The following is a 23437-nucleotide window of genomic DNA, read 5'->3' on the forward strand; positions in this document are numbered from 1 at the left end:
AGGGGTCGACGCCGGGAAGGCAGTCGTCCAGGGACTGGAAGTCTTCCGGCAGCAGGGGCTGGTCGAGGTGCGCGGCCCTCCCCCGAAGTCGGCCTGTCCTGCCTGCCGGCGCCGACGCCGCCCGCCCGGCGGACGCCTGCTGGGTTCTGACCGGTCCCACCTGTGCACCCAGCTCACCGCCGGTCGGGGCTGGAGCGCCGACACTACGAGGACTGGCTGGCCGACATGCTCGCCGCGGCCCCTTGCACGCCGCCCGACACCATCCCTGCGGGGTTCACGGCAGGAATCGTTGCCGCGGTGCCGATGACGGGTGTGCGGCCGCCGACCGGTTCGACCGGGGCGCTCAGCTCACGGCGGGGACGGTGGATCAGACCGGCCACGCGGCGCGCCTGTGCCGACCCGGGCCGGCCCGGCCCGGCCCGGCCGACGGCAGGCTGGACCGACCGGGCGGGTGGCATCCGTCCTCGCCACCCGGCCGCGCAGACCGAGCGGGCAGGGTGCCTGACTCTGCTGATCAACTCGGAGGTGACCCGAACGACGGATCACTACGGACTGGCCGTCGCCCGGACACGCGCGGAGGGCCGTGCGGTCGATGACGGACTGTTGGCCCCCACCTGCCCGGCCCGCGACGCGGAGAACGTGAACTTCTTCGGCATGATCCCCGCCGATCACCTGCGTCCGAAGGCGGGGGTGACCGCGTGGCAGCGGTTGAAGCTCTGGCCTCGACCCGGCCGAGCACTCGCTACCGGGGCGGGTGTGTCGCTGGGCTGCGTGATCGGTGTCCCGCTTGTCGCCGCCGAGCCCCGGGTCCGGGCGGCGGTGCTGGGCCCGGGCGGTGCCGAGGTGTCAGCCGAGACCGCCGCACGGATGACCGTCCCGGTGGAGTCCCTCGTGCAGTGGGACGGTGAGCGAGTGCCACGGACCCGGAGCCTGGCACTGTTCGACGCCTTCGCCTCGACCGAGAAGACGCTGCACGCCGACCCCGGCGAGCACGGTGAGGTCCCGGCATTCGAGACAGACAGCACGCTGCGGTTCTTCGCCCGGCACCTTGGCCCGATGGGAGCGTTCAGCGCGCACTGACCAGAGTGGCCGACAAAGTTCGGGTTCGGACGCGTAACCGTTCCGGTGCCGGTGCAAGGACATCGCCGGGGCGAACGTTGCCTGACGCGGCACCAGTACCGGAGCGCTCCGCCCCGGCGACGCGATCGTCAGGAACCGTCCCCCGGCGCCTTCTCCCGCCCCCGTCCCACCTGGGTCCGTACCGCGCCCATGCTCGCCGCGATGACCAGGGCGATGGCGGCGGCCTCGGTGAGGGTGAGGGCCTGGCTGAGGACGAGGAAGCCGGCGGCCGCGGCGAGGGCCGGCTCCAGGCTCATCAGGACGGCGAACGTGGAGGCGGGCAGGCGGCGCAGGGCGAGCAGTTCCAGGGTGTACGGGAGGACGGAGGAGAGCATCGCGACCGCCGCGCCCAGGGCGAAGACCGTCGGGTCGAGGAGCTTCGTACCGGACTCGGCGATGCCCAGCGGCAGGAACAGGACCGCCGCCACCGCCATGGCGAGGGCGAGCCCGTCGGCCTGCGGGAAACGGCGGCCGGTCCGCGCGCTGAAGATGATGTAGGCCGCCCACATGACACCGGCGCCCAGGGCGAACGCGGCGCCCAGGGGGTCGAGGCCCTCGAAGCCTCCGCCGCCGAGCAGGACGACGCCGGCGAGGGCGAGTCCGGCCCACAGGAGGTTGATCGCGCGGCGGGAGGCGAGGACGGAGAGGGCGAGCGGGCCGAGCACCTCCAGGGTGACCGCCGTGCCGAGGGGGATGCGGGCGGCGGCCTGGTAGAAGAGGCCGTTCATCCCGGCCAGGGCGATGCCGAAGGCGATCACCGTGGTCCAGTCGGCGCGCGAGTGGCCGCGCAACCGGGGCCGGCACACCACCAGCAGCACGACCGCGGCCACCAGGAGCCGCAGCGTCACGACGCCGAGCGCACCGGCCCTCGGCATCAGCGTCACCGCGAGCGCCCCGCCGAACTGCACGGATATCCCCCCGGCGAGCACCAGCCCGACCGGGCCCAGGGAGCCGCGCCCGCGTGGGGCGCCCGCCGCTTCCGGCGCATGCCCGGGAGCCGCCCCGGGGACGGCGGCCGGGGTGGACGGGCTGGCAGCACTCGACGTCGTCACGGCGCCTTCCTCGGGCTGGGCGGAGGGGGTGGAGAGCCCCCTCGGCAACTGTGCGTCGCGGGGTGTTTTCCGGTCCAGGACATGAACTCGGTCAGCACCGTGACGCTTCCACGTACCTGACAATGAGTCCCCCGCCCCGCCCGGGTCAACTCCGTCCGTCATGCGGACCGAGCACCTCCGGGACACCGGGGAGGCCGGGCGGGGCGGGAAGGGGAAGCCACTCTGCGACGGCCCCGCAGCGGGCGCCCCCGTCCCCTCGCGTCCTTCTCCCGTTCGGACAGATCCCCCGTCGGACAGATCCCCCGTACGCCCGCCCGCACCGCGGTCCCCCGGGTGCCGGCAGGCCGAGGTGCGCACAGTTCCGGCAGCGGCCGGTGGCACCGGACGGAGACGTCCTGCCCGAGGGGTGCCGGCCGAGGCGTCGGAGGCCTCGGAGGTGCCCGAAGTGCCGGAGGTGCCGGAGGTGCCGGAGGTGCCGGAGGTGCCGGAGGTGCCGGAGGTGTCAGAGGTGCCGAAGGTGCCGGAGGCCTCGAAGGTGCCGGAGGTGTCGGTGGGCGAGGGGCGGGCACCAGGGCGGGTACCGTCCCCACCGGTGAAGCCCTGTCCGCCCCGCTCCTACCTCCCGAGGCCCCGTGCGACGACTTCTTGCCCGTCTCTGGCGCTTCCTGCGCCCCGTTCAGAGCCGCGTCATGTGGTTCCTGAACGCCAAGTTCGTGGTCGGGGTGACCGGCGTCGTGCGCGACGACGAGGGGCGGGTCCTGCTGCTCCGGCACCGGATGTGGCCGCCGGGCCGTCAGTGGGGCCTGCCGAGCGGCTTCGCGCACAAGGACGAGGACTTCCGGCAGACCGTGGTGCGCGAGGTCGAGGAGGAGACCGGCCTCGACGTGGAGGTGGGCCGCCTCGTCATGCTGAACAGCGGTTTCCGCACCCGTCTGGAAGTGGCCTACGAGGCCCGCCTGCTGGGCGGCGAGCTGCGCCTCGACCCCTTCGAGATCCTGGAGGCCCGCTGGTGCCGCCCGGACGACCTGCCCGAGGAGATCCAGCCGGTGTGCCTGCCGCTGGTACGGGGCGAGACCACGCCCTGACGGCCACCGCCCCACCCCGACGCACCGCACCGGCTCGTCCGGGCACCCCCGGAACGGGTCAGCCGCGCGTGCTCACGGTTCCTCCCCCAACGCCTCCGCCAGCACCTCCGCCACATGCCTGCCCCGCGCTCCCGCCAGTTGCTCCAGTTGGGTCCGGCACGAGTAGCCGTCGGCCAGGATCACCGCCCCGTCCGGTGCCTCCCGTACCGACGGCAGGAGCTGGTCCTCCGCGCAGGCCACGGACACTTCGTAGTGGCCCTTCTCGAAGCCGAAGTTGCCCGCCAGGCCGCAGCAGCCGCCGGACAGTTCGCCGGTGAGGCCGGCGGCCTCGCGCAGGCGGCGGTCGGGGTCCTCGCCCAGGACCGCGTGCTGGTGGCAGTGGGTCTGGCCGGTGACGGGACGGTTCAGGTTCGGCGGGGTCCAGTCGGGGGCGTACTGCTCCAGGGTCTCCGCGAAGGTGCGCACCCGCGCGGCGAGCCGCGCCGCCCGCGGGTCGTCGTGCAGCAGCTCGGGGGCGTCCGTGCGCAGGGCCGCCGCGCAGCTCGGTTCGAGGACGACGACCGGGGCGTCGGTGGCGAGGACCGGTTCCATGAGGTCGAGGGTGCGGCGCAGCACCGTGCGGGCCCGGTCGAGCTGGCCGGTGGAGAGGTAGGTGAGGCCGCAGCAGACCCGGCCCCTGCGGGCCGCCAGCAGCCGGAGCGCCGACCGTGAGCGGCCGTCCCCCACCGGGCGCCCGTCCGGTCGCAGCGTCGGAGGCAGGGCCACCCGCAGCCCCGCCGCCTCCAGGACCCGTACGGCGGCCCGGCCCACCGACGGCGAGAGGTGCTCGGTGAAGGTGTCCGGCCACAGGACCACCAGGCGACCGGGGTCGGGGGCGGCACCGTCCCCGCCCCCGGTCCCGGAGGGTGCGGCGGGCCTCCGCCCCCGCCACCACCGGGTGAACGTCTCCCCCGCCACCCGGGGGATCTCCCGCTCCCGCGCGATCCCGCCCAGCCGCTTCGCCACCCGGGCCAGCGGGCCGGCCGCGGCCAGGCCGTTGACCACCCCCGCCGACCTGGTCCGCCCCACCCAGCCCAGCCACACCGGCAGCCGGCCCATCGCGTAGTGGGCGGCCGGGCGGCGGCGGCCGGCGTAGTGGTGGTGGAGGAACTCGGCCTTGTAGGTGGCCATGTCGACCCCGACCGGGCAGTCCGAGCGGCAGCCCTTGCAGGACAGGCACAGGTCCAGCGCGTCCCGCACCTCCGTGGAGCGCCAGCCGTCGGTCACCAGCTCGCCGGCGAGCATCTCGTGCAGCAGGCGGGCGCGGCCGCGCGTGGAGTGCTCCTCCTCGCCCGTCGCCCGGAAGGAGGGGCACATCACCGCCGGCCCCGACACCGAGGCCGTGCGGCACTTGGCGACGCCCACGCAGCGGCGGACGGCCGCCGGGAAGTCGCCGCCGTCGGCCGGGTACCCGAAGGCGACGTCGACCGGCTCCCTCGGCAGGACGGAGAAGCGCAGGTTCGCGTCCAGGGGCGCGGGGCGCACCAGCATCCCCGGGTTGAGCAGGCCGTCCGGGTCCCAGAGGTCCTTCACGCGCTCGAAGAGGGCCACCATGTCCGGGCCGTACATGCGCGGCAGCAGTTCGGCGCGCGCCTGCCCGTCGCCGTGTTCGCCGGAGAGCGATCCGCCGTGGGCGACGACCAGGTCGGCGAGTTCCCCGGAGAAGCTCCGGAAGCGGGCTGTGCCCGGACCGGTCAGCAGGTCGAAGTCGATGCGGACGTGGATGCAGCCGTCCCCGAAGTGCCCGTACGGGGCGCCGCGCAGCCCGTGGGCCGCCAGCAGGCCGCGGAAGTCCCGCAGGTAGGCGCCGAGCCGGGCGGGGGGCACCGCGCAGTCCTCCCAGCCCGGCCAGGCCTCGGTCCCGTCCGGCATCCGGGTCGCCGTGCCGCTCGCGTCCTCCCGGATCCGCCACAGCGTGCGCTGCCGGGCCGGGTCGGTGACCACGAGGAAGTCCAGGACGTCCGCCGCACGGACGATCCCCTCCGCACGCGCGCGTGCCTCCCCTTCCGTCTCGCCGCCGGTCTCCACGAACAGCCAGGCTCCCCCGCGCGGAAGGCCCGCCGCGGACGGCACCAGGTCGGCCGCCATGCCCTCCACGGTCAGCGGGCGGTGCTCCAGCAGTGCGGCCGCGGCCTCGGCGGCCCCGCTCTCGTCGGCGTACCCCAGCACGGCGAGCACACGCGCGCGCGGCGCCCGTACGAGGTCCACGACCGCCTCCGTCAGCACGCCCAGCGTGCCCTCCGAGCCGCAGAGGGAGCGGGCGACGTCGGCGCCGTTCTCGGGCAGCAGGGCGTCCAGGGCGTATCCGGAGATACGGCGGGGCAGCTCGGGGAAGCCGGTGCGCAGGCGGGCCAATTCGCCGTCGACCAGCTCCCGCAGTCCCTCCGGCGCCCCGGCCCACCCCCGGCCGGGGCGCAGCCGCCCGCCCCGCGGGGTGACGACCGACAGTTCGCGGACGCTGTCCGCCGTCGTGCCCCAGGCGACGGAGTGCGAGCCGCAGGAGTTGTTGCCGATCATGCCGCCGAGGGTGCAGCGGCTGTGGGTGGAGGGGTCGGGTCCGAAGCGCAGGCCGTGCGGGGCGGCGGCCTCCTGGAGCCGGTCGAGGACGAGACCGGGCTGGACGACGGCCGTGCGGGCCCGGGGGTCGAGGGACAGCAGACGGTTCATGTGCCGTGTGAAGTCGAGCACCACGCCGAAACCGGTCGCCTGCCCCGCGATCGACGTGCCGCCGCCACGCGGCACCACGGGGATGCCGTGTGCCCTGCACACCGCCAGGGCCGCCGCCACGTCGTCGGCGTCCCGCGGGGAGACGACGCCCGCCGGCACCCGGCGGTAGTTGGAGGCGTCCATGCTGGTGAGCGCCCTCGCGGTGGTACCGAAATCCACCTCGCCGCGCACGTGTGCGCGCAGCCCGGCCCGCAGTTCCCGGAGATCCGTCATGCCCTCAGGATGCCCCCGTACGGGCGGCCCCGCGGTGACCGCGCACCGTACCGCGCGGCCCGCCGGCCGACGGCGCGCTTGTCCCGGAGTTGGGTCAAATCCCGGAAGCGGAAGAGGAATCTTCCCAAATAGATCACGAATTCCCCTATAGTGACCGCGGGTTGCGCACCCGTGACGACTCCTGTTCGTACAGTGGTGTTCGAGCGGGGCCGGGCAGTCGAGCACGTGGACGGACGGACACCTGGACGGACACGCGGGCGAGCGGGTACCCGGCGACCCGGGCATCCGGGTGCCGGACACCCGTGGGCTGCCAAAACCGCCGGACCGCCCGAGGACCGCGCGGACCGAACGGCGCACGACCACGACCGGACCGCGGACCGACCGAGGACCTGACCGAGGACCTGACTGATGACCTCCCCCCTGCTCCCCGGCGACCGGCCCACCCCCCGCAGCCTGCTGCCCGCCCCCCTGCTCACCCTGGTGCTCGCCGCGGGCGCGGTCGCCGTCGCGGTGATGCTGGGGCCGGAACCCGCACGCGGCGCCGTCGGGACGACCGGGACGGTGGCGGCCCTGCTGCTGTGTGCGGCGGTCACCCGGGCCACCCACGCCGTCCTGTCCGCGCGAGCGCTCCGCACGCGGCTGGAGACGGCCGACGCGGACGTCGACCGGCTGATCCAGGAACGCACCCGGCAGGCCGAGGAGTACCGCCGCCAGCACGAGCGGCTGACCGGCGAACTCACCCGGGAACGGGCCCGCCTGTCGGCCGAACTGGACCAGGAGCGGGCCCACCTCGCCCAGTCCCTGGCCGCGGAACGCGATCGCCTGAACGAACACCACGACATCACCGTCGCCCGGTTGGCGCAGGAGCACGCGGCCGAGCGGGCCCGGCTCACCGACGACCACACCGCCGAACGGGCCCGGCTCACCGAGCAGCACACCGCCGAGATCGCCCGGCTCACCGGCGACCACGCGGCCTCGCTCGCCCGGCTCGCCGACGAGCACGCCGGGGAGCTGCGCCGGCGCGAGGAGGAACACGACGCCCGCACCGCCGCGTTGCTCCAGGAGCACTCCGCCGAGCGCGACCGGCTCCGCGGGGAACGCGACCGGCTGGGCGAGGAGCGGGAACGGCTGTCCCGGGACCGGGACCGCCACATCGACGAGAACGCCCGGCTCGCCGTCCGGCTGCGCGAGGCCAACAGCGCCCGCGCCGCCGCACTGTCCGCGACCGCCAACGCGGCCGGCCGGATGCAGGCCCTGTCCACCGGCATGCTCGCGGACCTGCGCGCGATGGAGGACAAGCACCACGACGAGGAGGTCCTCGCCGACCTCCTCCACCTCGACCACCGCACCGCACAGGCGGGCCGGCTGGCCGACTCCGTCGCCGTCCTCACCGGTGCCCGTTCCGGGCGCCGCTGGGCCCGGCCGATCAGCATGGAGTCGATCCTGCGCGGCGCCATGGGCCGGATCAGCGGCTACCGGCGGGTCCGCGTCCACTCCGCCGCCGACATCTCCGTCGCCGGGCACGCCGCCGAAGGCGTGATGCACGCGCTCGCCGAACTCCTCGACAACGCGGCCAACTTCTCGCCGCCGACCGCCGAGGTCCACGTCTACGTGGAGGAGGTGCCGGCCGGGGTCATCGTCTCGGTCGAGGACAGCGGGCTCGTCATGGGCGAGGCCCAGCTGCGGCGCGCCGAACGCGCGGTCGCCGGCGAGACGGCCGGGATCGGCGGCCTCACCGGCACACGGCTCGGCCTGGCCGTGGTGGGCCGGCTGGCCCGGCGGTACGGACTCCGGGTCTCGTACCGCCCCTCGGCCCGCGGCGGCACGGGCGTCCTGATGCTCATACCGCAGGACCTCCTCGTGCAGCAGGACGCGCCCAAGCCCTCGCTCCCCCGCACGACCGCCCCGGCGGCCCGTACCGCCCCGGCGGCCACCGCCGGCCACGGCACCCCGCCCGGCACCGCGCCAAAGGCCCCCGCAGCCGGGCAGCCGCGGACTCCGACGAGCACGGCCGGCGGCCCCTCCGCCGCGGTCGGCGGCATCCCGTCCGCCGCCGTGCCGTCCCGGACCGCCCCGGCCGGCACCCCTGCGCACAACCGGTCCGCGCAGCCGCCGGCCTCCGGGCCGAAGACCTCCGCGGCGGGGCGGTCGCCGGCTCCGGCGGCCACCGGTCCCGAACCCTCCACCGCGGACGGCCTCCCGCAGCGCCGTCGCGCCCGCCCGGACGACACACCGGCGGTCCACCCCGCCGACGACACGCCCCCGAGAACGGACCACGCCGCCCCGCACCGCGAACCCGACGCCCGGAAGGACACCCGGGGCACCCGGGCCGCGCACGCCGTGCCCCCGACGGAGACGGAGCGGGACACCCCCGGGCCCTCCTCCACGCCCGGCCACTCGTACGCGGCCTCCCGCGCCGGAGCCGACCTCGACCCCGACCCGGTGCCCGTCCACGAGTCCCCGGGCGCCGGCAAGGCCACCGGCGCCGGCGCGGACACGGCCGAGTCCCCGCTCGTCCTCCCCCGCCGCCGCCGCGGCCGGACCCTCGCCGAGGCCGAGCGCGCCCGCTCCCAAAGCCGTACCGCCTCCCCGCGCCAGGCGCCGCCCACCGCCGAGGAGACGAAGGCCCGCACGGCCCGCTTCACCAGCTTCCGCCAGGCCGTACGCGCCACCCCCGCCCACGACACGACCACGCACGACACGGCCACGGATGCCACGGCCACGGACCCGGGAACCGAGGCCGTCGAAACCGTCGTAGCCGTCGAAGCCACCGAGGGCGCCCCGACCGGGGCCGCCCCGCAAGCCACCCCCACCACCCCCACCCCCGCGACCCCGGAAGGCGACACCACCTCATGACCGGCACGACGACCGCCGACGAGAAGCTCACCTGGCTGATAGAGGGCCTGCTGGAGCGCACGCCGGGCGCGCGGCACGCGCTCGTCCTGTCCAGGGACGGCCTGAAACTGTGCCGCACCCCCGAACTCTCCGCCGACCAGGCCGACCAGCTCGCCGCGATCGCCGCGGGCATCCAGTCGCTGTCGCACGGCGCGTCCGTGGAGTTCGGCGACGGCAGCGGAGGCGTCCGCTCGGCGATGACCGAGTTCTACGGCGGTGTGCTGTTCATCGTGGAGGCCGGCCAGGGCGCGCATCTGGCCCTGGTCACCAGCGAGGACGCCGACGCCGGGCTCATCGGGCACAACATGAGCGAGCTCGTGGAGCAGCTCGGGGACCATCTGACCGCTCCCCCGCGCAGCTCATGAGCAGGCCGGGCAGGGACGACGCACCCGATCGTCTGTACACCGTCACCGGCGGGCGCAGCAGGTCCGGGGCCGACAACCCCTTCGACCTGGTCACCCTGGTCGTCGCCGAGTGCGATCCGGTGCCCGGCATGCAGTCCGAGCACGCCGCGATCCTGCGGCTGACCGAACGCCCCACGGCGGTCGTGGAGATCGCGGCCGAGCTGAAGCTGCCGGTGGGCATCACCCGCATCCTGCTCGCCGACCTCCAGGCGTCGGGCCGCGTCAGCGCCCGTCACCCCCGCAAGGCGGCCATACCCGACCCCGACATCCTGGAGCAGGTGCTCGTTGGACTCCGCAACCTCTGAGACGCGTACGCCGTCCGAGAGACGTACGCCGTCCGAGACGCGTACGCCGCTGGACGCGTCGGCCGACAACGGCCTCAAGATCGTGGTCGTGGGCGGCTTCGGCGCCGGCAAGACGACGATGGTCCGCTCGGTGAGCGAGATACGTCCGCTCAGCACCGAGGAGACGATGACCAGGGCCGGAGAGGCCGTCGACGACATCAGCGCGGTGAGCGGCAAGACCGCGACCACCGTGGCGTTCGACTTCGGCCGCATCACCCTGGACCGGCGCAACGTGCTGTACCTGTTCGGGGCGCCGGGGCAGGAGCGCTTCTGGTTCCTGTGGGACCGGCTGTTCTCGGGCACGCTGGGCGCGGTCGTCCTGGTCGACACCCGGCGCATCGACGACTCCTGGTACGCCATCGACCGGCTGGAGAAGCACGGCACGCCGTTCATCGTGGCCTGCAACGACTTCGGCGGTCCCGCCTTCGCCCCGCAGCAGATCCGCGAGGCCCTCGACCTCGACCCGCACGTACCGCTGGTCACCTGCGACGCGCGGTCCCGGGAGTCCAGCAAGCTGGTGCTGATCACGCTGGTGGAACACGTCCAGGCCCTCTACGCCGACCAGGCCCGAGCCCCCCGTCAGGAGCTGGTGTGAGCCCCGCTTCCGCCAACCCCGTCCACTTCAGCGGCCCCCTGCTCCAGAACGACCCGGCCGGGGTGTACCGGGAGATGCGTCGCGAGCACGGCAGCGTGGTCCCGGTGCTGCTCGACGGCGGCGTACCGGCCTGGCTGGTGCTCGGCTACCGGGAACTGCACCAGATCACCGGCGACCCGGTGCTGTTCAGCCGCGACTCCGAGCTGTGGAACCAGTGGGACGTCATCCCCGACGACTGGCCGCTGCTGCCGATGATCGGCCGTAAGCAGCCCTCCATCCTCTACACCGTCGGCGAGCGGCACCGCGAGCGGGCCGGGATGCTGGCCCACGCGCTGGAGGCGGTGGACCCGTTCGCACTGCGCCACTCCACGGAGAGGTTCGCCGACGAACTGATCGACGGCATCTGCCCCCAGGGCTTCGCCGACATCATCGGCGAGTTCGCGATGCTGCTGCCGGTACGCGTCCTGGCCCGGCTCTACGGCTTCTCCGACGAGGAGGGGCCGGCGCTCGTCACCGCCCTCAACGACATGATCGACGGGCGGGAGCGGGCGCTGGCGGGGCAGACCCACCTGTTCACGTCGATGACCGGACTGGTCGCCGCGCGGAGGAAGGAACCCGCCGAGGACGTGGCGTCGCGGATGCTCGCCGACACCGCCGGGTTCACCGACGAGGAGATCGTCCAGGACCTGATGGTGATGATGGCGGCCGGGCACCAGCCGACCGCCGACTGGATCGGCAACTCCCTGCACCTGATGCTGACGGACAAGCGGTTCGCCGCGTCCCTGTTCGGCGGCCGCAACAGCGTCGCCGAGGCGATGAACGAGGTGCTGTGGGAGGACACTCCCTCGCAGAACGTGGCCGGCCGCTGGGCCTCCCGCGACACCCTGCTGGGCGGCCGCCGCATCCGCGCCGGCGACCTGGTGCTCCTCGGCCTCCAGGGCGCCAACTCCGATCCCCAGGTGCGGCCCGACGGTTCGGCCCTGACCGGCGGGAACAGCGCGCACTTCTCCTTCGGCCACGGGGAGCACCGGTGCCCGTTCCCGGCGCAGGAGATCGCCGAGGTGATCGCGCGGACCGGCATCGAGGTGGTCCTGGACCGGCTGCCGGACATCGACCTCACGGTGCCGGCCGCGTCCCTGGCCCGCCGCCCGTCGCCGTGGCTGCGCGGGCTGTCCGAACTCCCGGTCACGTTCACACCCACTCCCGCCCACGGAGGCTCGCACCCATGACGGCTGGTACGGACACACAGACACCCGCCTCCGGCACCGAGGGGAACCCGATCCCCCTGGACCCGTTCGTCACCGACCTCGACGCGGAGAGCGCGGCGCTGCGGGCCGCGGGCCCCCTCGCCCGGGTGGTGCTGCCGGGCGACGTACCGGTGTGGGCGGTCACGCACCACGCCGAGGCGAAGAAACTGCTCACCGACCCCCGGGTGGTGAAGGACATCGGCGTCTGGGGCGCCTGGCAGCGCGGCGAGATCGCGAACGACTGGCCGCTGATCGGACTGGCGAACCCGGGCCGCTCCATGCTGACCGTGGACGGCGCCGACCACCGCCGCCTGCGCAGCCTGGTCGCCCAGGCGCTCACCGTGCGCCGGGTGGAACGGATGCGCGGGCGGATCACGGAGCTGACCGAGGGCCTGCTGGACCGGGTGGCGGGCGAGCCGGGCCCGACGGTCGACCTGAAGGCCCTGTTCGCCTACCCGCTGCCGATGTACGTGGTCGCCGACCTGATGGGACTCGCCGAGGAGCGGCTGCCGCGGCTGAAGGAACTGTTCGAGAAGTTCTTCTCGACGCAGACCCCGCCCGAGGAGGTCGTCGCGACGCTGACCGAACTGGCGCAGATCATGACGGAGACGGTCGCGCACAAGCGGGAGAACCCCGGCGACGACCTGACGTCCGCACTCATCGAGGCGTCCGAGAACGGCGACCGGCTCACCGACCAGGAGATCGTCTCCACGCTCCAGCTGATGATCGCGGCCGGTCACGAGACGACGATCTCGCTCATCGTCAACGCGGTGGTCAACCTCTCCCTCCACCCCGAGCAGCGGGCCCGGGTGCTGTCCGGCGAGGTGGACTGGTCGGCGGTGGTCGAGGAGACCCTGCGGTACTCCACGCCCACCTCCCACGTACTGATCCGCTTCGCCACCGAGGACGTACCGGTCGGCGACGCCGTCCTCCCGGCCGGGGAGGCGCTGATCGTGTCGTACGCCGCGATCGGCCGGGACGAGCGGGCGCACGGCCCGAGCGCCGGCGTCTTCGACATCACCCGTGAGAGTGCCAACCGGCACATCTCCTTCGGGCACGGCCCGCACGTGTGCCCCGGCGCGGCCCTGTCCCGCCTGGAGGCGGGCGTGGCCCTGCCGGCCCTGTACGCGCGCTTCCCGAAGCTGGACCTGGCGGTCGGGGCGTCCGCACTCCGCAACAAGCCGGTGGTCACGCAGAACGACCTGTACGAGCTTCCGGTCACGCTGGGCTGACCCGCCCCGGGGTCACACCGCTGGACGGGCGTTTCCCGCCCGTCCAGCGGTTCGACCGCCCCTCGGATCCGCGTCTCAGCCGACGGACGAGGCTTCACCGGGGTTTCCCGGAGCCGCTAGGCTCCCGTCGTGGCTGAGATCCGGATTCCTGCTGACATCAAGCCCGCCGACGGTCGTTTCGGTGCGGGTCCCTCCAAGGTGCGGACACAGGCGCTGGACGCGCTGGCCGCGACCGGCACGTCCCTGATGGGCACCTCCCACCGCCAGGCCCCGGTGAAGAACCTGGTCGGCGAGGTGCGCGAGGGCGTCCGCGAGCTGTTCGGGCTCCCCGACGGCTACGAGGTCGTCCTCGGCAACGGCGGCTCCACCGCGTTCTGGGACGTCGCGACCCACGGCCTGATCGAGAACAGGTCGCAGCACCTCACCTTCGGTGAGTTCAGCTCCAAGTTCGCCAAGGCGGCCAGGCTCGCCCCGTGGCTCGCCGAGCCGACCGTCGTCGCCGCCGACCCGGGCACCCACCCCGAGCCTGCCGCCGAGGCGGGCGTGGACGTCTACGCGTTCACGCACAACGAGACCTCCACCGGCGTCGCCATGCCGATCAAGCGGGTGCCCGGCGCCGACGAGGGCTCCCTGGTCCTCGTGGACGCGACCAGCGGCGCCGGCGGCCTGCCCGTGGACGTCGCCGAGACGGACGTCTACTACTTCGCCCCGCAGAAGTCCTTCGCCTCCGACGGCGGCCTGTGGATCGGCGTGTTCTCCCCGGCCGCGATCGAGCGCGCCGAGCGGATCCACGCGTCCGGCCGCCACGTCCCGGAGTTCTTCTCGCTGCCCACAGCGATCGACAACTCCCGCAAGAACCAGACGTACAACACCCCGGCGCTGGCCACCCTGTTCCTGCTGAACGAGCAGCTGAAGTGGCTCAACGGCCAGGGCGGCCTGGACTTCGCCACCGGCCGCACCAAGGACTCGTCGTCCCGCCTGTACGGCTGGGCCGAGGAGTCGAAGTTCGCGACCCCGTTCGTCACCGACCCGGCGAAGCGCTCCCAGGTCATCGGCACCATCGACTTCACGGACGAGGTGGACGCCGCCGCGGTCGCCAAGGTGCTGCGCGCCAACGGCGTCGTCGACACCGAGCCGTACCGCAAGCTCGGCCGCAACCAGCTCCGCGTGGCGATGTTCCCGGCGGTCGACCCGGCGGACGTCGAGGCCCTGACGAAGTGCGTGGACTACGTCATCGGCCAGCTGTAGCCGTCCCCCGGTACAACAACGCAGGGCGCCCGGCGGTGATCCGCCGGGCGCCCTGCGTGTACCCGATGCCTACGCGAACCGGCGCAGGAAGGCCTGCCAGCCCTCGCGGGAGACCGTGAGCAGGGGGCCGCCTTCACACTGCTTGCTGTCACGGACGGCTCGGCCGCCGGGGGCCGTTTCGGCGACCTCTGCACTGGCGTTCTCCTGTCCCGAGTACGACGGCTTCCGAAAGGGGCCCATGGCCTCGGTCACAAGGACTTCTCGGCCGGATCCTGGCTAGGCACGTGGGCGCCCCCGTACCTCGCGCTACTCACCGCGCTCGGACTCTTCACTTTCGCGCGCATCCCACGTGCCGGCACCGCCATGCGCGAAGACCTCCAAGGCGTTGTCCGATGCCCGCCAGCGATCACGAAGACCACGCCATCGAAGTGCACCTCAACCGCCTTCTCGACGAACAAGGCATGACCCTCACGGAGCTCGCCGCCCGAGTCGGCGTAACCAACGTCAACCTGTCCATCCTCAAGAACGGCCGCGCCAAAGCGATCCGATTCACCACCCTCACTCGCCTCTGCGAAGTGCTCCAGTGCCAGCCCGGCGACCTGCTTAGCCATCGGACGGGGGGAGCCGGGGGCAAGGCACCCTTGTCGAGCCAGACGGCACCTCAAGAAACGCCAGCCAAGAAGGCTTGACCCCCACCTCGAAACCAGCTCAGGAGACCCATGTTCAGTGTCATTGACCCCGCAGCGATAATCCTGCTTGCCATGGTGATTGTTCTGGTGGCCGCTGGGGTGTGGTGGCTCATACGCCGCTGACGTCCCCTGAACCTCACCGAACGCCTCCGCCGCATGCCCTGCCCGGGCACGGCCCGCGTGGAAGTCGCACACGGCAGCAACGCAGAGGCGGCCTGGGTTCGCCCCGTCGGCATGGGCCGTGCGGCGCCGACGCCGGAGGGGGTCGGCGCCGCGGCGACACGCCGACCCCCTCCTCAGACGTCGCTCACGTCGCCGTGCAGCTCACGCTCGGTACGCTCCCGCCGCCGGGTGTGCCCCCGAAGCCGAAGCTCGCCGACGCGCCCGTCGCGAGCGTGCCGTTGTGGCCGGCGTTGACGGCGGTGACCGTCGCCCCGGACTGGGTGTGGGACGCGTTCCACATGCTGGTGACCTTCTGGGCCCCGCTCCAGGTCCACGTCACCTTCCAGGAACCCAGCGGCACGGTCCCGGTGTTGGTGACCTTCACCTCGGCGTTGAAGCCGCCGCCCCAGTCGCTGCTGACGGTGTAGGCGGCGGCGCACTCGGCCCCGTCACCGGGGTCACCGGGGTCGCCCGGATCACCGGGGTCACCCGGATCACCGGGATCGCCCGCCGCGAATCCCGGCGCCTTGATGTCCGCGAGGTACCCGTCCTTCACCGTGTCCACGGTCGTCCAGTCGTCCTTGAGGATCCCGCCGGTGTCACCGGAGTTGGGGTTCCAGGACCAGAAGGTCCAGTGGAAGCTGTCGGCCCCGTGCTCCGAGGTGGACCGCAGGTACGACACCAGTGCGGACAGCCACCGCTGGTCCACGCCCGACTGGAGTGTCGTGCCGAACTCGCCGAGCCAGACCGGGGCGATGTCCTGCTTGAAGACGTAACCCCAGTACCTGTCCCAGATCTCCGGCATGTTGGCGGGGAAGGAGGCGTCTTCGAACCAGGGCTGCCGGCCCACGCTGGTGGCGTAGTCGTGGGCGGAGTAGACGAGCCGGTCCGGCACGTCCAGGCGGACCGGGTGCTCGGCGACGCCCATCAGGTTGCCGCCCCACCAGCCGTTGGCCCCGTTGTACGACTGCACGCCCTCGACGAAGACCAGCAGCTCGGGGTTGACGGACAGCACCGCGTTGCCGGCCCGCTCGGCGGCCAGCCGCCAGTCGCGCGCCGTGTCGCCGCAGCCCCAGCAGGCCGGGTCGCGGGGCTCGTTGTGCAGGTCGATGCCGATGACGGTCGGATCGCCTGCGTAACGGGCTGCGAGTGCCTTGAGGTTGGTGATCCACGTCGACTCGGGGACCGCGTCGGTGTACCAGAGCGCGGACTGGGCGGCCGCGTCGGGGCGGTGCCGGTCGAGCACGATCTTCAGGCCCGCCTGCCCCGCGTGCGCCACGATCCGGTCCAGCACCTGGAGCGAGGTCAGGCCGCGCAGGTCGGTGTTGATGCCGTCGTGGCTGATGCTGTCGGGCAGGGTGCCCGGCTTGAGGATGTCGTCGCTGTAGGGGACGCGGACGGTGTTGTAGCCGAGGGACTTGATCTGGTCGAGCATGCCCTTGTAGTCGCGGGCCCACAGGCCGTGGGCCACGTGGACGTCGGTCTCGAAGCCGAACCAGTTGATGCCGGCGAGGCGTACGGGCTGCCCGGACGCGTCCAGGATCCGTCGGCCGTCGGTGTGCCAGTACCCTTCACCGGCCGCCGCCGTACGGGCCGTGCCGTCGCCCGGCTCCGCCGCGCCGGCCGACTGCACACCCGCCAGCGGTAACAGGAACGCCGCCACGGCCACGCACAGCGCTCTTCGCAAGCTGCGGAACATGTCGCTGCTTCCTCTCGGAGGGGCGGGCCCGGAACGAATGGGAGCGCTCCCACTACCCCGCGCCCTCCATGCAAGCCATGTCCCATGAGCACGTCAAGGAGGCGGACGGCATTCACCTCCCGAACACCGCCCGCCCCATGCCCGCCCCGTGCCCCCCTCATGGCCGCCTCATGCCCCGTCAGCCGCTCACCGGCTGAGCCGCTGGAACCTCCGTACCGCGAGCGGCAGGAAGATCGCCGTCAGGACGAGCGGCCACACCCCCGCCATCAGCAGCGCGTGCTGTTCGACCCAGGAGTCGCCGCCGCCGACCGGCGTACCGAACAGCTCACGCGTGGCCGCGGCCGTGGACGAGATCGGGTTCCAGGCGGCGATCCAGCCCAGCCAGTCGGGCATGAGCTGCGGGGCCACGAAGATGCTGGAGATCATCGTCAGCGGGAAGGCGACCGCGAACAGACCGCCCGCCGCCTCCGGGTTGGGCACGAGCAGCCCGAGCCACACCCCGAGCCAGATGAGCGCGAACCGCAGCCACAGCAGCAGCCCGAACGCCGCGAGGAAGCCCCAGCCGCCGTCCGGCCGCCAGCCCATGGCCAGCGCGGTGAGCACGAGGATCCCCAACTCGGCGCAGGCGACCACCAGATCGGTCACCCCGCGCCCGGCCACCACCGCGGACGGCGCCATCGGCATCGAGCGGAACCGGTCGATCACGCCCTTGGTGGCGTCGTACACCACGATGGTCGCGGTGTTGATGAAGCCGAACGCCATCGTCATCACGAACATCCCGGGCATCAGGAAGTCCTTGTAGTCCCCGCCGCCGGGCACCGTCATCGCGCTGCCGAAGACGTAGCCGTAGAGCAGCACCGACAGGATCGGGAAGCCCAGCTGCCAGGCGATGTTGACGGGCTGGCGCCGGTAGTGGGTCAGGCCGCGGCGGACGATGTTCCAGCAGTCGGAGAGCGCCCAGTACGCGCGGCTGCGCGCGGCGGGTGCGGTGGTCGGGCCGGTCGGGCCGGTCAGGTCGACGGCGCTCACGCGGCGGCCCCCTTCGTCCGCGAAACCTCTGTGCGGTGGCCGGTGAGGCGCAGGAAGACGTCGTCGAGGCTGGGCCTGCGCAGCCCGATGTCCTCGACCCGCACTCCCTCGTCCTGGAGGGTGCGCGCCACCTCGGTCAGCGCGGCCACCCGGTCCGTCACCGGGGCGTGCACGCGCGACTGGCTCTCGTCCGACTCGGGTTCGCCGTCGGTGGCCCGGGCGACCGCCTTCACCGCCCGCGGGATGTCGGCCGGTTCGGCGACGACGACCTCGATGCGGTCGCCGCCGACGAGGTTCTTCAACCCGTCCGGGGTGTCGTCCGCGATGGCCCGCCCCTGGTCGATGACGGTGATGCGGGAGGCCAGCTTGTCGGCCTCCTCCAGGTACTGCGTGGTGAGCAGCACGGTCGTGCCGTCCGCGACCAACGCCCGTACGGAGTCCCAGACCTCGTTCCGGCTGCGGGGGTCGAGCCCCGTCGTCGGCTCGTCCAGGAAGAGCACGGCCGGCGCGAGGATCATGGAGGCGGCGAGGTCCAGGCGCCGCCGCATGCCTCCGCTGTAGCCGCCGACGCCCTTGTCCGCGGCGTCGCTCAGGTCGAACCGCTCCAGCAGTTCGGTGGCCCGCGACCGGGCCCGCTTCCCGCCCAGGTGGAACAGCCGCCCGAACATCTCGAGGTTCTGCCGTCCGGTGAGCACCTCGTCCACGGCGGCGTACTGCCCCGTGAGCCCGATCCGCGCCCGCACCTCGCGCGCCCGCCGTCCGACGTCGAGACCGGCCACCGTGGCCCGCCCCCCGTCCAGCCGGACCAGCGTCGACAGGATGCGTACCGCGGTGGTCTTGCCGGCGCCGTTCGGCCCCAGCAGGCCGTGCACGGTGCCCGTGCGGACGGCGAGATCGAAGCCGTCGAGGGCGCGCTTCTCGCCGTACCGCTTGTCCAGCCCTTCGGCCCGCACCGCGTAACCGTCGTTCATGGGTCCCCCTTCCGATAACCGGGTACACCGTACCCGATTGCGCGTACGCCGTACTCAGTTTTTTCGCGCGGATCTAGACTGCCCCCATGAAGAGCGGTACGGGCGGTACGGAATCCAGTGGCAGCGGTGACATCACCCGCACCCTCCACCTGCTGTGGGACACGGGCCGACGGCCCAGCCGGGGGCCGAAGCCGGGCCTGACCCTGGACCGTGTCGTGGAGGCCGCCGTCGAGGTCGCGGACCGGGAAGGGCTCGGCGCGCTCTCCATGCGCCGGATCGCCACCGAGCTCGGCACCGGCACGATGTCCCTGTACCGCTACGTCCCCGGCAAGGCCGAGCTGCTCGACCTGATGCTGGACCGTGTGCAGCGCCCGTCGGAGGATCCCGCCGACCTCGGTGACGGCGACTGGCGCTCCGCCCTGGAAGCCCTGGGCCGCGCCACCCTCGCGCTGTACCGCCGCCATCCGTGGCTGCTGGAGGTCAACCAGTCCCGCCCGATCCTCGGCCCGAGCGCGCTCGACGGCATGGAGAGGGTACTCACCCGGATCAAGCCGATGAACCTGTCCGACCCCGAACTGGTGTCGGCGATCGTCATGATCGACGGATACGTCGTCGGTGCCGCCCGCACCCAGCTGTACGAGGCGGAGGCCGAGCGCCGCTCGGGACTGACGGACGCGCAGTTCTGGGAGGCACAGCGGCCGGCCCTGGAGAAGGCCATGCTCAGCGGACGCTACCCCGTCCTGGCCTCGCTCTCCGAGGACACCTTCGGCTCCGACTTCGACCACTTCGAGTTCGGACTGCAACGCCTCCTGGACGGCCTGGAAGTCTTCGTGACCGCCCGCACCGCGAAGGGCGCCCCACCGTCCGCCCCCGCGGCCGGGCCGGACCGGTCAGCTCCGCCGGAACAGCCGGCGTAGCCCGAGCAGGACGGCCCCCACGACGATCACCCCGACCACCCCGGCCCCGAGCCCGTCCCCACCGGCCCCGTCCTCCCCGTCCGCCGCCGAGCCCCCGCCCCCGGACGACTCCCCGCCCCCACCACCGGCGCCGCCGCCCCCGGGCACCTCCCGGGACTCGACCGGGCTCTGCTCGCCCTCGCTCCCGTACATCAGCCGGGAGCCGTCGGCGGAGTAGCTGACGGACTCGCCCTGCCCCGCGAGCGGCACGCTGAGCCGCCCCTTGCGCTCGATCTTCCCGTCCGTGGCGTCGTCCCAGGCGTACTGGATGCCGCCGAAGTACGACCGGACGGCGAGTTCCCGGCCGTCGGGCGAGAAGGCGGCGTCGGTGGCCCACAGGTCGACGGGGGCGACCGGCCGGAAGACGTTGCCGCCCGAGGCGGAGAGTTCGGCGGGCCCTTCGTACAGGTGCCCGCCCTCCTCCTTCTTGTCGACGATGTAGACGCGCCCGGTCTTCGGGTGCACGACGAGGGACTCGGCGTCGCGGGCCCCGTCGGAGTACGTGACGACGTACTGCGTGGCCCGCACGGTCTGGTCCCGCAGCTCCTTCGGCTCGGGCAGCTCGTAGATCCACACGTGGGGCCAGGTGCCGCCGAGGTTGTCGCCGATGTCCCCGACGAAGATCCGGTTGTCCGGCCCGATGGAGACGCCCTCGACGTCCCGGGGACTGCCGACGCCGGTGAAGGTGATCCGGGCGACGGTCTCGCCGGTCGCGCTGTCGACGGCGTAGAGGTGGGCGCCGTCGTCGCTGTCGTTGTGGGTCCAGTAGACGCCCGGGTGGAGCCGGGAGGCGGCGAGCCCGCTGGACTCGGTGATCCGCGGGTCCCGGATCGTGAAGGACTCGTTCCCGGCACCCGCGTCGTCGCCGTCGGCGGCAGAGGCGGGTGCGGCACCCGCCCCGAGGAGGAGGGTCGCGGCGAGCAGTGCGAAGGGTCGGCGCATGACCCAAGACTGCCACCACGCCGCGCAGTTCACGGCAGGGGACCGAGCGGTTCACGGCGGGGGGCCGAGCGGTTCACGGCGGGTGGCCGGACTCACATCGCGGTGGCGGGGCGGATCGTCCATGATGATCCGATGCTCAGGTTCATGCCCGTCGGCGACTCGATGACCATCGGGAGCGCGGGTGAACACACCTGGCGCTACCGCCTGTGGCAGCACCTGTGCGCGGAGTACGGCGGCCCGTTCACCCTCGTCGGCCCGCGCGAGACGTTGCACGACCAGCAGACGGACGCCCCCACGTCGTACGCCTACGCCGACCCGGGCTTCCCGCGCGGGCACCTGGCCGGCTGGGGCGAGGGCTGGCACCACATGACACCGCTGATCGGCGAGGCCGTCCGGACCCTGCGCGCCGACGTCCTCCTGGTCTCCCTGGGCCTGATCGACCTCGGCTTCTACACGAACGCCGAACAGACCGCGGACAACGTCGTCTCCTTCGTCGCCGGGGCACGGGCGGCCAACCGGCGCGTCCGCCTGGTCCTGCTCCCGGTGATCCCCAACATCCGCGCGGAGGCCGACCCGGACTTCGCCGCCCAGGTCACCCGCTTCAACGAGCTCCTGGCGAAGGCGGCCACCGACCTCGACACCCCGGCCTCCCCCGTCCTGCTGGCCACCCTCCCGTCCGCGTACGACATCCACACCGACACGTACGACGGCACCCATCCCAACGCGAACGGCGAACACAGGATCGCGGAGGCCTTCGCGGAGGCGATGCACCAGGGCTGGGGACTGGGCGGACCCTACTCCGCGGCGTAGCCACCGCCAGGGAAGACCTGGCATATGCGCACAGCCCCGTGTCCCGACCACCGTGCGTATCGGTGTACCGCGCGGTCGCACTCGTCCATGGAGCGGCCGGGCAGGAGTGCCACGACGACCGTCGTGGACGACACGATCGCCGTGGCCGACCTGACCCTCGGGACCGACGACTTCCCCCGCGACTGATCCCGCTCCCCCGGCCCGCTTGCCTGGAGGGCACTCCAGGACGTTGGCTTGGGTCATGAAGTACACACAGCTGGGACGCACGGGACTCAAGGTCGGCCGACTCGTCCTCGGGACGATGAACTTCGGTCCGCAGACCGACGAGGCCGACAGCCACGCCATCATGGACGCGGCGCTGGACGCCGGCATCAATCTCTTCGACACGGCCAACGTCTACGGGTGGGGCGAGAACAAGGGCCGCACCGAGGAGATCATCGGCAACTGGTTCGCCAAGGGCGGCGGGCGGCGCGACAAGGTCGTGCTCGCCACCAAGGTGTACGGGAACATGGGCGCCGACGGCGAGGCGTGGCCCAACCACGACAAGCTGTCCGCCCTGAACATCCGGCGGGCCGTGGAGGCCTCGCTGAAGCGGCTGCAGACGGACCACATCGACCTGTACCAGTTCCACCACATCGACCGCAGCACGTCGTTCGACGAGATCTGGCAGGCCGTCGACGTCCTGGTCCAGCAGGGGAAGGTCCTCTACGCCGGGTCGTCCAACTTCCCCGGCTACAAGATCGCCCAGGCGAACGAGACCGCGGCCCGGCGGGGCGGGACCATCGGCCTGGTCAGCGAGCAGTGCCTCTACAACCTCGCCGAGCGCCGCGCCGAGATGGAGGTCATCCCGGCCGCGCAGGAGTACGGGCTCGGGGTCATCCCCTGGTCACCGCTGCAGGGCGGGCTGCTCGGCGGTGTGATCAAGAAGCAGGTCGAAGGCGGGCGCCGTGCCTCCGGGCGGGCCGCCGAGACCCTCGCCGACCCGGCGGACCGCGCCCGGATCCAGGCGTACGAGGACCTGCTCGACAAGCACGGCATCGAGCCCGGCGAGGCGGCCCTGGCCTGGCTGCTCACCCGTCCCGGGGTGACCGGCCCGATCGTCGGTCCGCGCACCGCCGGGCAGCTGGAATCGGCGCTGCGGGCGGTCGAGCTGGAACTGGGCGAGGAGCTGCTGGCCTCACTGGACGAGATCTTCCCCGGCCCGGGCCCGTCCCCGGAGGCCTTCGCCTGGTAGGACGGCCGTCACGGTCAGGGTGGTGGCGTCGGCGCGAGGATCGGTCTCTATCCTCCGAGCGCCGACGCCAGCGCCACCACGACGAACATCAGTACGAGTGCACCGGCCATGATCCGGTTCCGGGTTTTCGGGTCCACGTCGTCGAGCCTAACCGGCCGGCCCGAGCGGGCAGCGCGCGACCACCTCGTAACGGGGCTGCTCGCCCGGTACGCCCGACCTCGGCAGGTGGCTGCGCACCAGCGCCACCTCGCCCACGGTCCAGGAACGGCTCCGGAACCCGGCGAGCGCCCGCAGGTACGGCTGCACGTCGACGCCGGTGCCGCTGCGGGCCAGCGTCAGGTGGGCCTTGTAGCGGCGGTGCTCCTCCCTCTCGACGCCCGCCTTCCGCCCCGCCGCCTCGGCGCGCCCGGCGAGCAGGCGCAGGGTCCGCAGGTCACCGTCCGCCCCGGCCCACACCGCCCTCCCGTGCCCGAAGTGGCCGCCCCCGCTCAGCGCCAGCTCGAACGGCCCGGTCCGCGCCGCCGCCCGCTCCAGGCGCGCCGTCAGCCCGGGCACGAGAGCGTCGTCGACCTCGCCGTAGAAGGCGAGCGTGAAGTGCCGGCCGGGACGGTCGGTCCAGCGCAGCCCCTCGGCACCGGGGAGTCCCCTCAACACCTCGACCTCGGCGGCGAGCTCACGGGACACGTCGTCGGGGGGCAGCAGGGCGGCGAAGAGTCTCATGCGTCCAGTCTCCCGGTGGAACTCG

General features: G+C 73.1%; 20 protein-coding genes and 1 pseudogene. 13 read left to right on the forward strand and 8 right to left on the reverse strand.

The features are described 5' to 3' along the window. Positions 1-753: 753 nt before the first annotated feature. Positions 754-1080 (forward strand): annotated as a pseudogene (locus ORI94_RS19205) (alpha/beta hydrolase); the annotation flags it as partial. Positions 1081-1208: 128 nt separating this feature from the next. Here the strand turns inward: ORI94_RS19205 and ORI94_RS19210 are convergent. Then, positions 1209-2171, reverse strand: coding sequence for an EamA family transporter (locus ORI94_RS19210; protein WP_266077175.1), 963 nt, complete (start codon positions 2169-2171; stop codon positions 1209-1211). A gap of 632 nt (positions 2172-2803) precedes the next feature. On the opposite strand from ORI94_RS19210, the gene ORI94_RS19215 reads away from it, so the two are divergent. Continuing rightward, on the forward strand, positions 2804-3256 hold the full coding sequence (locus tag ORI94_RS19215) for an NUDIX hydrolase (RefSeq protein ID WP_266077177.1): 453 nt from the start codon (positions 2804-2806) through the stop codon (positions 3254-3256). Positions 3257-3328: 72 nt separating this feature from the next. Here the strand turns inward: ORI94_RS19215 and ORI94_RS19220 are convergent, their stop codons facing one another. Next, a complete protein-coding gene (locus ORI94_RS19220) occupies positions 3329-6235 on the reverse strand; it encodes an FAD-binding and (Fe-S)-binding domain-containing protein (RefSeq protein ID WP_266077179.1) in 2907 nt (968 codons plus the stop codon). Positions 6236-6643: 408 nt separating this feature from the next. On the opposite strand from ORI94_RS19220, the gene ORI94_RS19225 reads away from it, so the two are divergent. The 7 genes from ORI94_RS19225 (at position 6644) to serC (ending at position 14200) form a co-directional block, all read left to right on the forward strand. Beyond that, positions 6644-9091 carry an ATP-binding protein gene (locus tag ORI94_RS19225; RefSeq protein WP_266077181.1) on the forward strand — a complete coding sequence of 816 codons (2448 nt, stop codon included), beginning with the start codon at positions 6644-6646 and terminating at the stop codon, positions 9089-9091. Further along, positions 9088-9495, forward strand: a complete 408-nt coding sequence (locus tag ORI94_RS19230; RefSeq protein ID WP_266077183.1) for a roadblock/LC7 domain-containing protein — start codon at positions 9088-9090, stop codon at positions 9493-9495. The genes ORI94_RS19225 and ORI94_RS19230 overlap by 4 nt, the downstream gene beginning before the upstream one ends. Continuing rightward, positions 9492-9839 carry a DUF742 domain-containing protein gene (locus ORI94_RS19235; RefSeq protein ID WP_266077185.1) on the forward strand — a complete coding sequence of 116 codons (348 nt, stop codon included), beginning with the start codon at positions 9492-9494 and terminating at the stop codon, positions 9837-9839. Before ORI94_RS19230 ends, ORI94_RS19235 begins: the two co-directional genes overlap by 4 nt. Next, entirely contained in the window at positions 9820-10473 is a 654-nt protein-coding gene (locus ORI94_RS19240; RefSeq protein WP_266077187.1) for a GTP-binding protein, read from the forward strand. The genes ORI94_RS19235 and ORI94_RS19240 overlap by 20 nt, the downstream gene beginning before the upstream one ends. Beyond that, positions 10470-11702, forward strand: a complete 1233-nt coding sequence (locus ORI94_RS19245) for a cytochrome P450 (RefSeq protein ID WP_266077189.1) — start codon at positions 10470-10472, stop codon at positions 11700-11702. The genes ORI94_RS19240 and ORI94_RS19245 overlap by 4 nt, the downstream gene beginning before the upstream one ends. Beyond that, the gene (locus tag ORI94_RS19250) at positions 11699-12952 is read left to right on the forward strand and encodes a cytochrome P450 family protein (RefSeq protein WP_266077191.1); all 1254 of its coding nucleotides are present in this window, start codon (positions 11699-11701) and stop codon (positions 12950-12952) included. Before ORI94_RS19245 ends, ORI94_RS19250 begins: the two co-directional genes overlap by 4 nt. Positions 12953-13081: 129 nt before the next feature. Then, positions 13082-14200, forward strand: coding sequence for a phosphoserine transaminase (gene serC, locus ORI94_RS19255; RefSeq protein ID WP_266077193.1), 1119 nt, complete (start codon positions 13082-13084; stop codon positions 14198-14200). Between the two features lie 69 nt (positions 14201-14269). Here serC and ORI94_RS19260 read toward each other — a convergent pair whose 3' ends face one another. After that, positions 14270-14452 (reverse strand): DUF397 domain-containing protein, encoded by a 183-nt coding sequence (locus ORI94_RS19260; protein WP_266077195.1) that lies wholly within the window; start codon positions 14450-14452, stop codon positions 14270-14272. Positions 14453-14592: 140 nt separating this feature from the next. Here ORI94_RS19260 and ORI94_RS19265 point away from each other — a divergent pair, with 140 nt between their 5' ends. Next, positions 14593-14889 (forward strand): helix-turn-helix domain-containing protein, encoded by a 297-nt coding sequence (locus ORI94_RS19265; protein WP_266077197.1) that lies wholly within the window; start codon positions 14593-14595, stop codon positions 14887-14889. Between the two features lie 307 nt (positions 14890-15196). On the opposite strand, the gene ORI94_RS19270 is transcribed toward ORI94_RS19265, so the two are convergent. The 3 genes from ORI94_RS19270 to ORI94_RS19280 all read right to left on the reverse strand — a co-directional run bounded on the left by ORI94_RS19270 (position 15197) and on the right by ORI94_RS19280 (position 18750). Then, the gene (locus ORI94_RS19270) at positions 15197-16750 is read right to left on the reverse strand and encodes a cellulase family glycosylhydrolase (RefSeq protein WP_266077199.1); all 1554 of its coding nucleotides are present in this window, start codon (positions 16748-16750) and stop codon (positions 15197-15199) included. A 186-nt stretch (positions 16751-16936) separates the two neighbouring features. Next, on the reverse strand, positions 16937-17779 hold the full coding sequence (locus tag ORI94_RS19275) for an ABC transporter permease (protein WP_266077201.1): 843 nt from the start codon (positions 17777-17779) through the stop codon (positions 16937-16939). Then, entirely contained in the window at positions 17776-18750 is a 975-nt protein-coding gene (locus ORI94_RS19280) for an ATP-binding cassette domain-containing protein (RefSeq protein WP_266077203.1), read from the reverse strand. The genes ORI94_RS19275 and ORI94_RS19280 overlap by 4 nt, the downstream gene beginning before the upstream one ends. A gap of 86 nt (positions 18751-18836) precedes the next feature. On the opposite strand from ORI94_RS19280, the gene ORI94_RS19285 reads away from it, so the two are divergent. Then, complete coding sequence (locus ORI94_RS19285; RefSeq protein WP_266077205.1) at positions 18837-19667, forward strand: TetR/AcrR family transcriptional regulator; 831 nt, start codon at positions 18837-18839, stop codon at positions 19665-19667. Here the strand turns inward: ORI94_RS19285 and ORI94_RS19290 are convergent. Beyond that, on the reverse strand, positions 19641-20648 hold the full coding sequence (locus ORI94_RS19290; protein ID WP_266077207.1) for a WD40 repeat domain-containing protein: 1008 nt from the start codon (positions 20646-20648) through the stop codon (positions 19641-19643). The genes ORI94_RS19285 and ORI94_RS19290 overlap by 27 nt on opposite strands. 132 nt (positions 20649-20780) lie before the next feature. Here ORI94_RS19290 and ORI94_RS19295 point away from each other — a divergent pair, with 132 nt between their 5' ends. Together ORI94_RS19295 and ORI94_RS19300 are read left to right on the forward strand one after the other, a co-directional pair. Further along, on the forward strand, positions 20781-21458 hold the full coding sequence (locus tag ORI94_RS19295; RefSeq protein WP_266077214.1) for a GDSL-type esterase/lipase family protein: 678 nt from the start codon (positions 20781-20783) through the stop codon (positions 21456-21458). 241 nt (positions 21459-21699) lie between these two features. Then, positions 21700-22692 (forward strand): aldo/keto reductase, encoded by a 993-nt coding sequence (locus ORI94_RS19300; RefSeq protein ID WP_266077215.1) that lies wholly within the window; start codon positions 21700-21702, stop codon positions 22690-22692. Positions 22693-22839: 147 nt separating this feature from the next. On the opposite strand, the gene thpR is transcribed toward ORI94_RS19300, so the two are convergent. Next, the gene (gene thpR / locus ORI94_RS19305) at positions 22840-23412 is read right to left on the reverse strand and encodes an RNA 2',3'-cyclic phosphodiesterase (protein WP_266077216.1); all 573 of its coding nucleotides are present in this window, start codon (positions 23410-23412) and stop codon (positions 22840-22842) included. Positions 23413-23437 lie beyond the last annotated feature (25 nt).

This window comes from Streptomyces sp. NEAU-W12, assembly GCF_026242095.1.
Classification (GTDB): domain Bacteria; phylum Actinomycetota; class Actinomycetes; order Streptomycetales; family Streptomycetaceae; genus Streptomyces.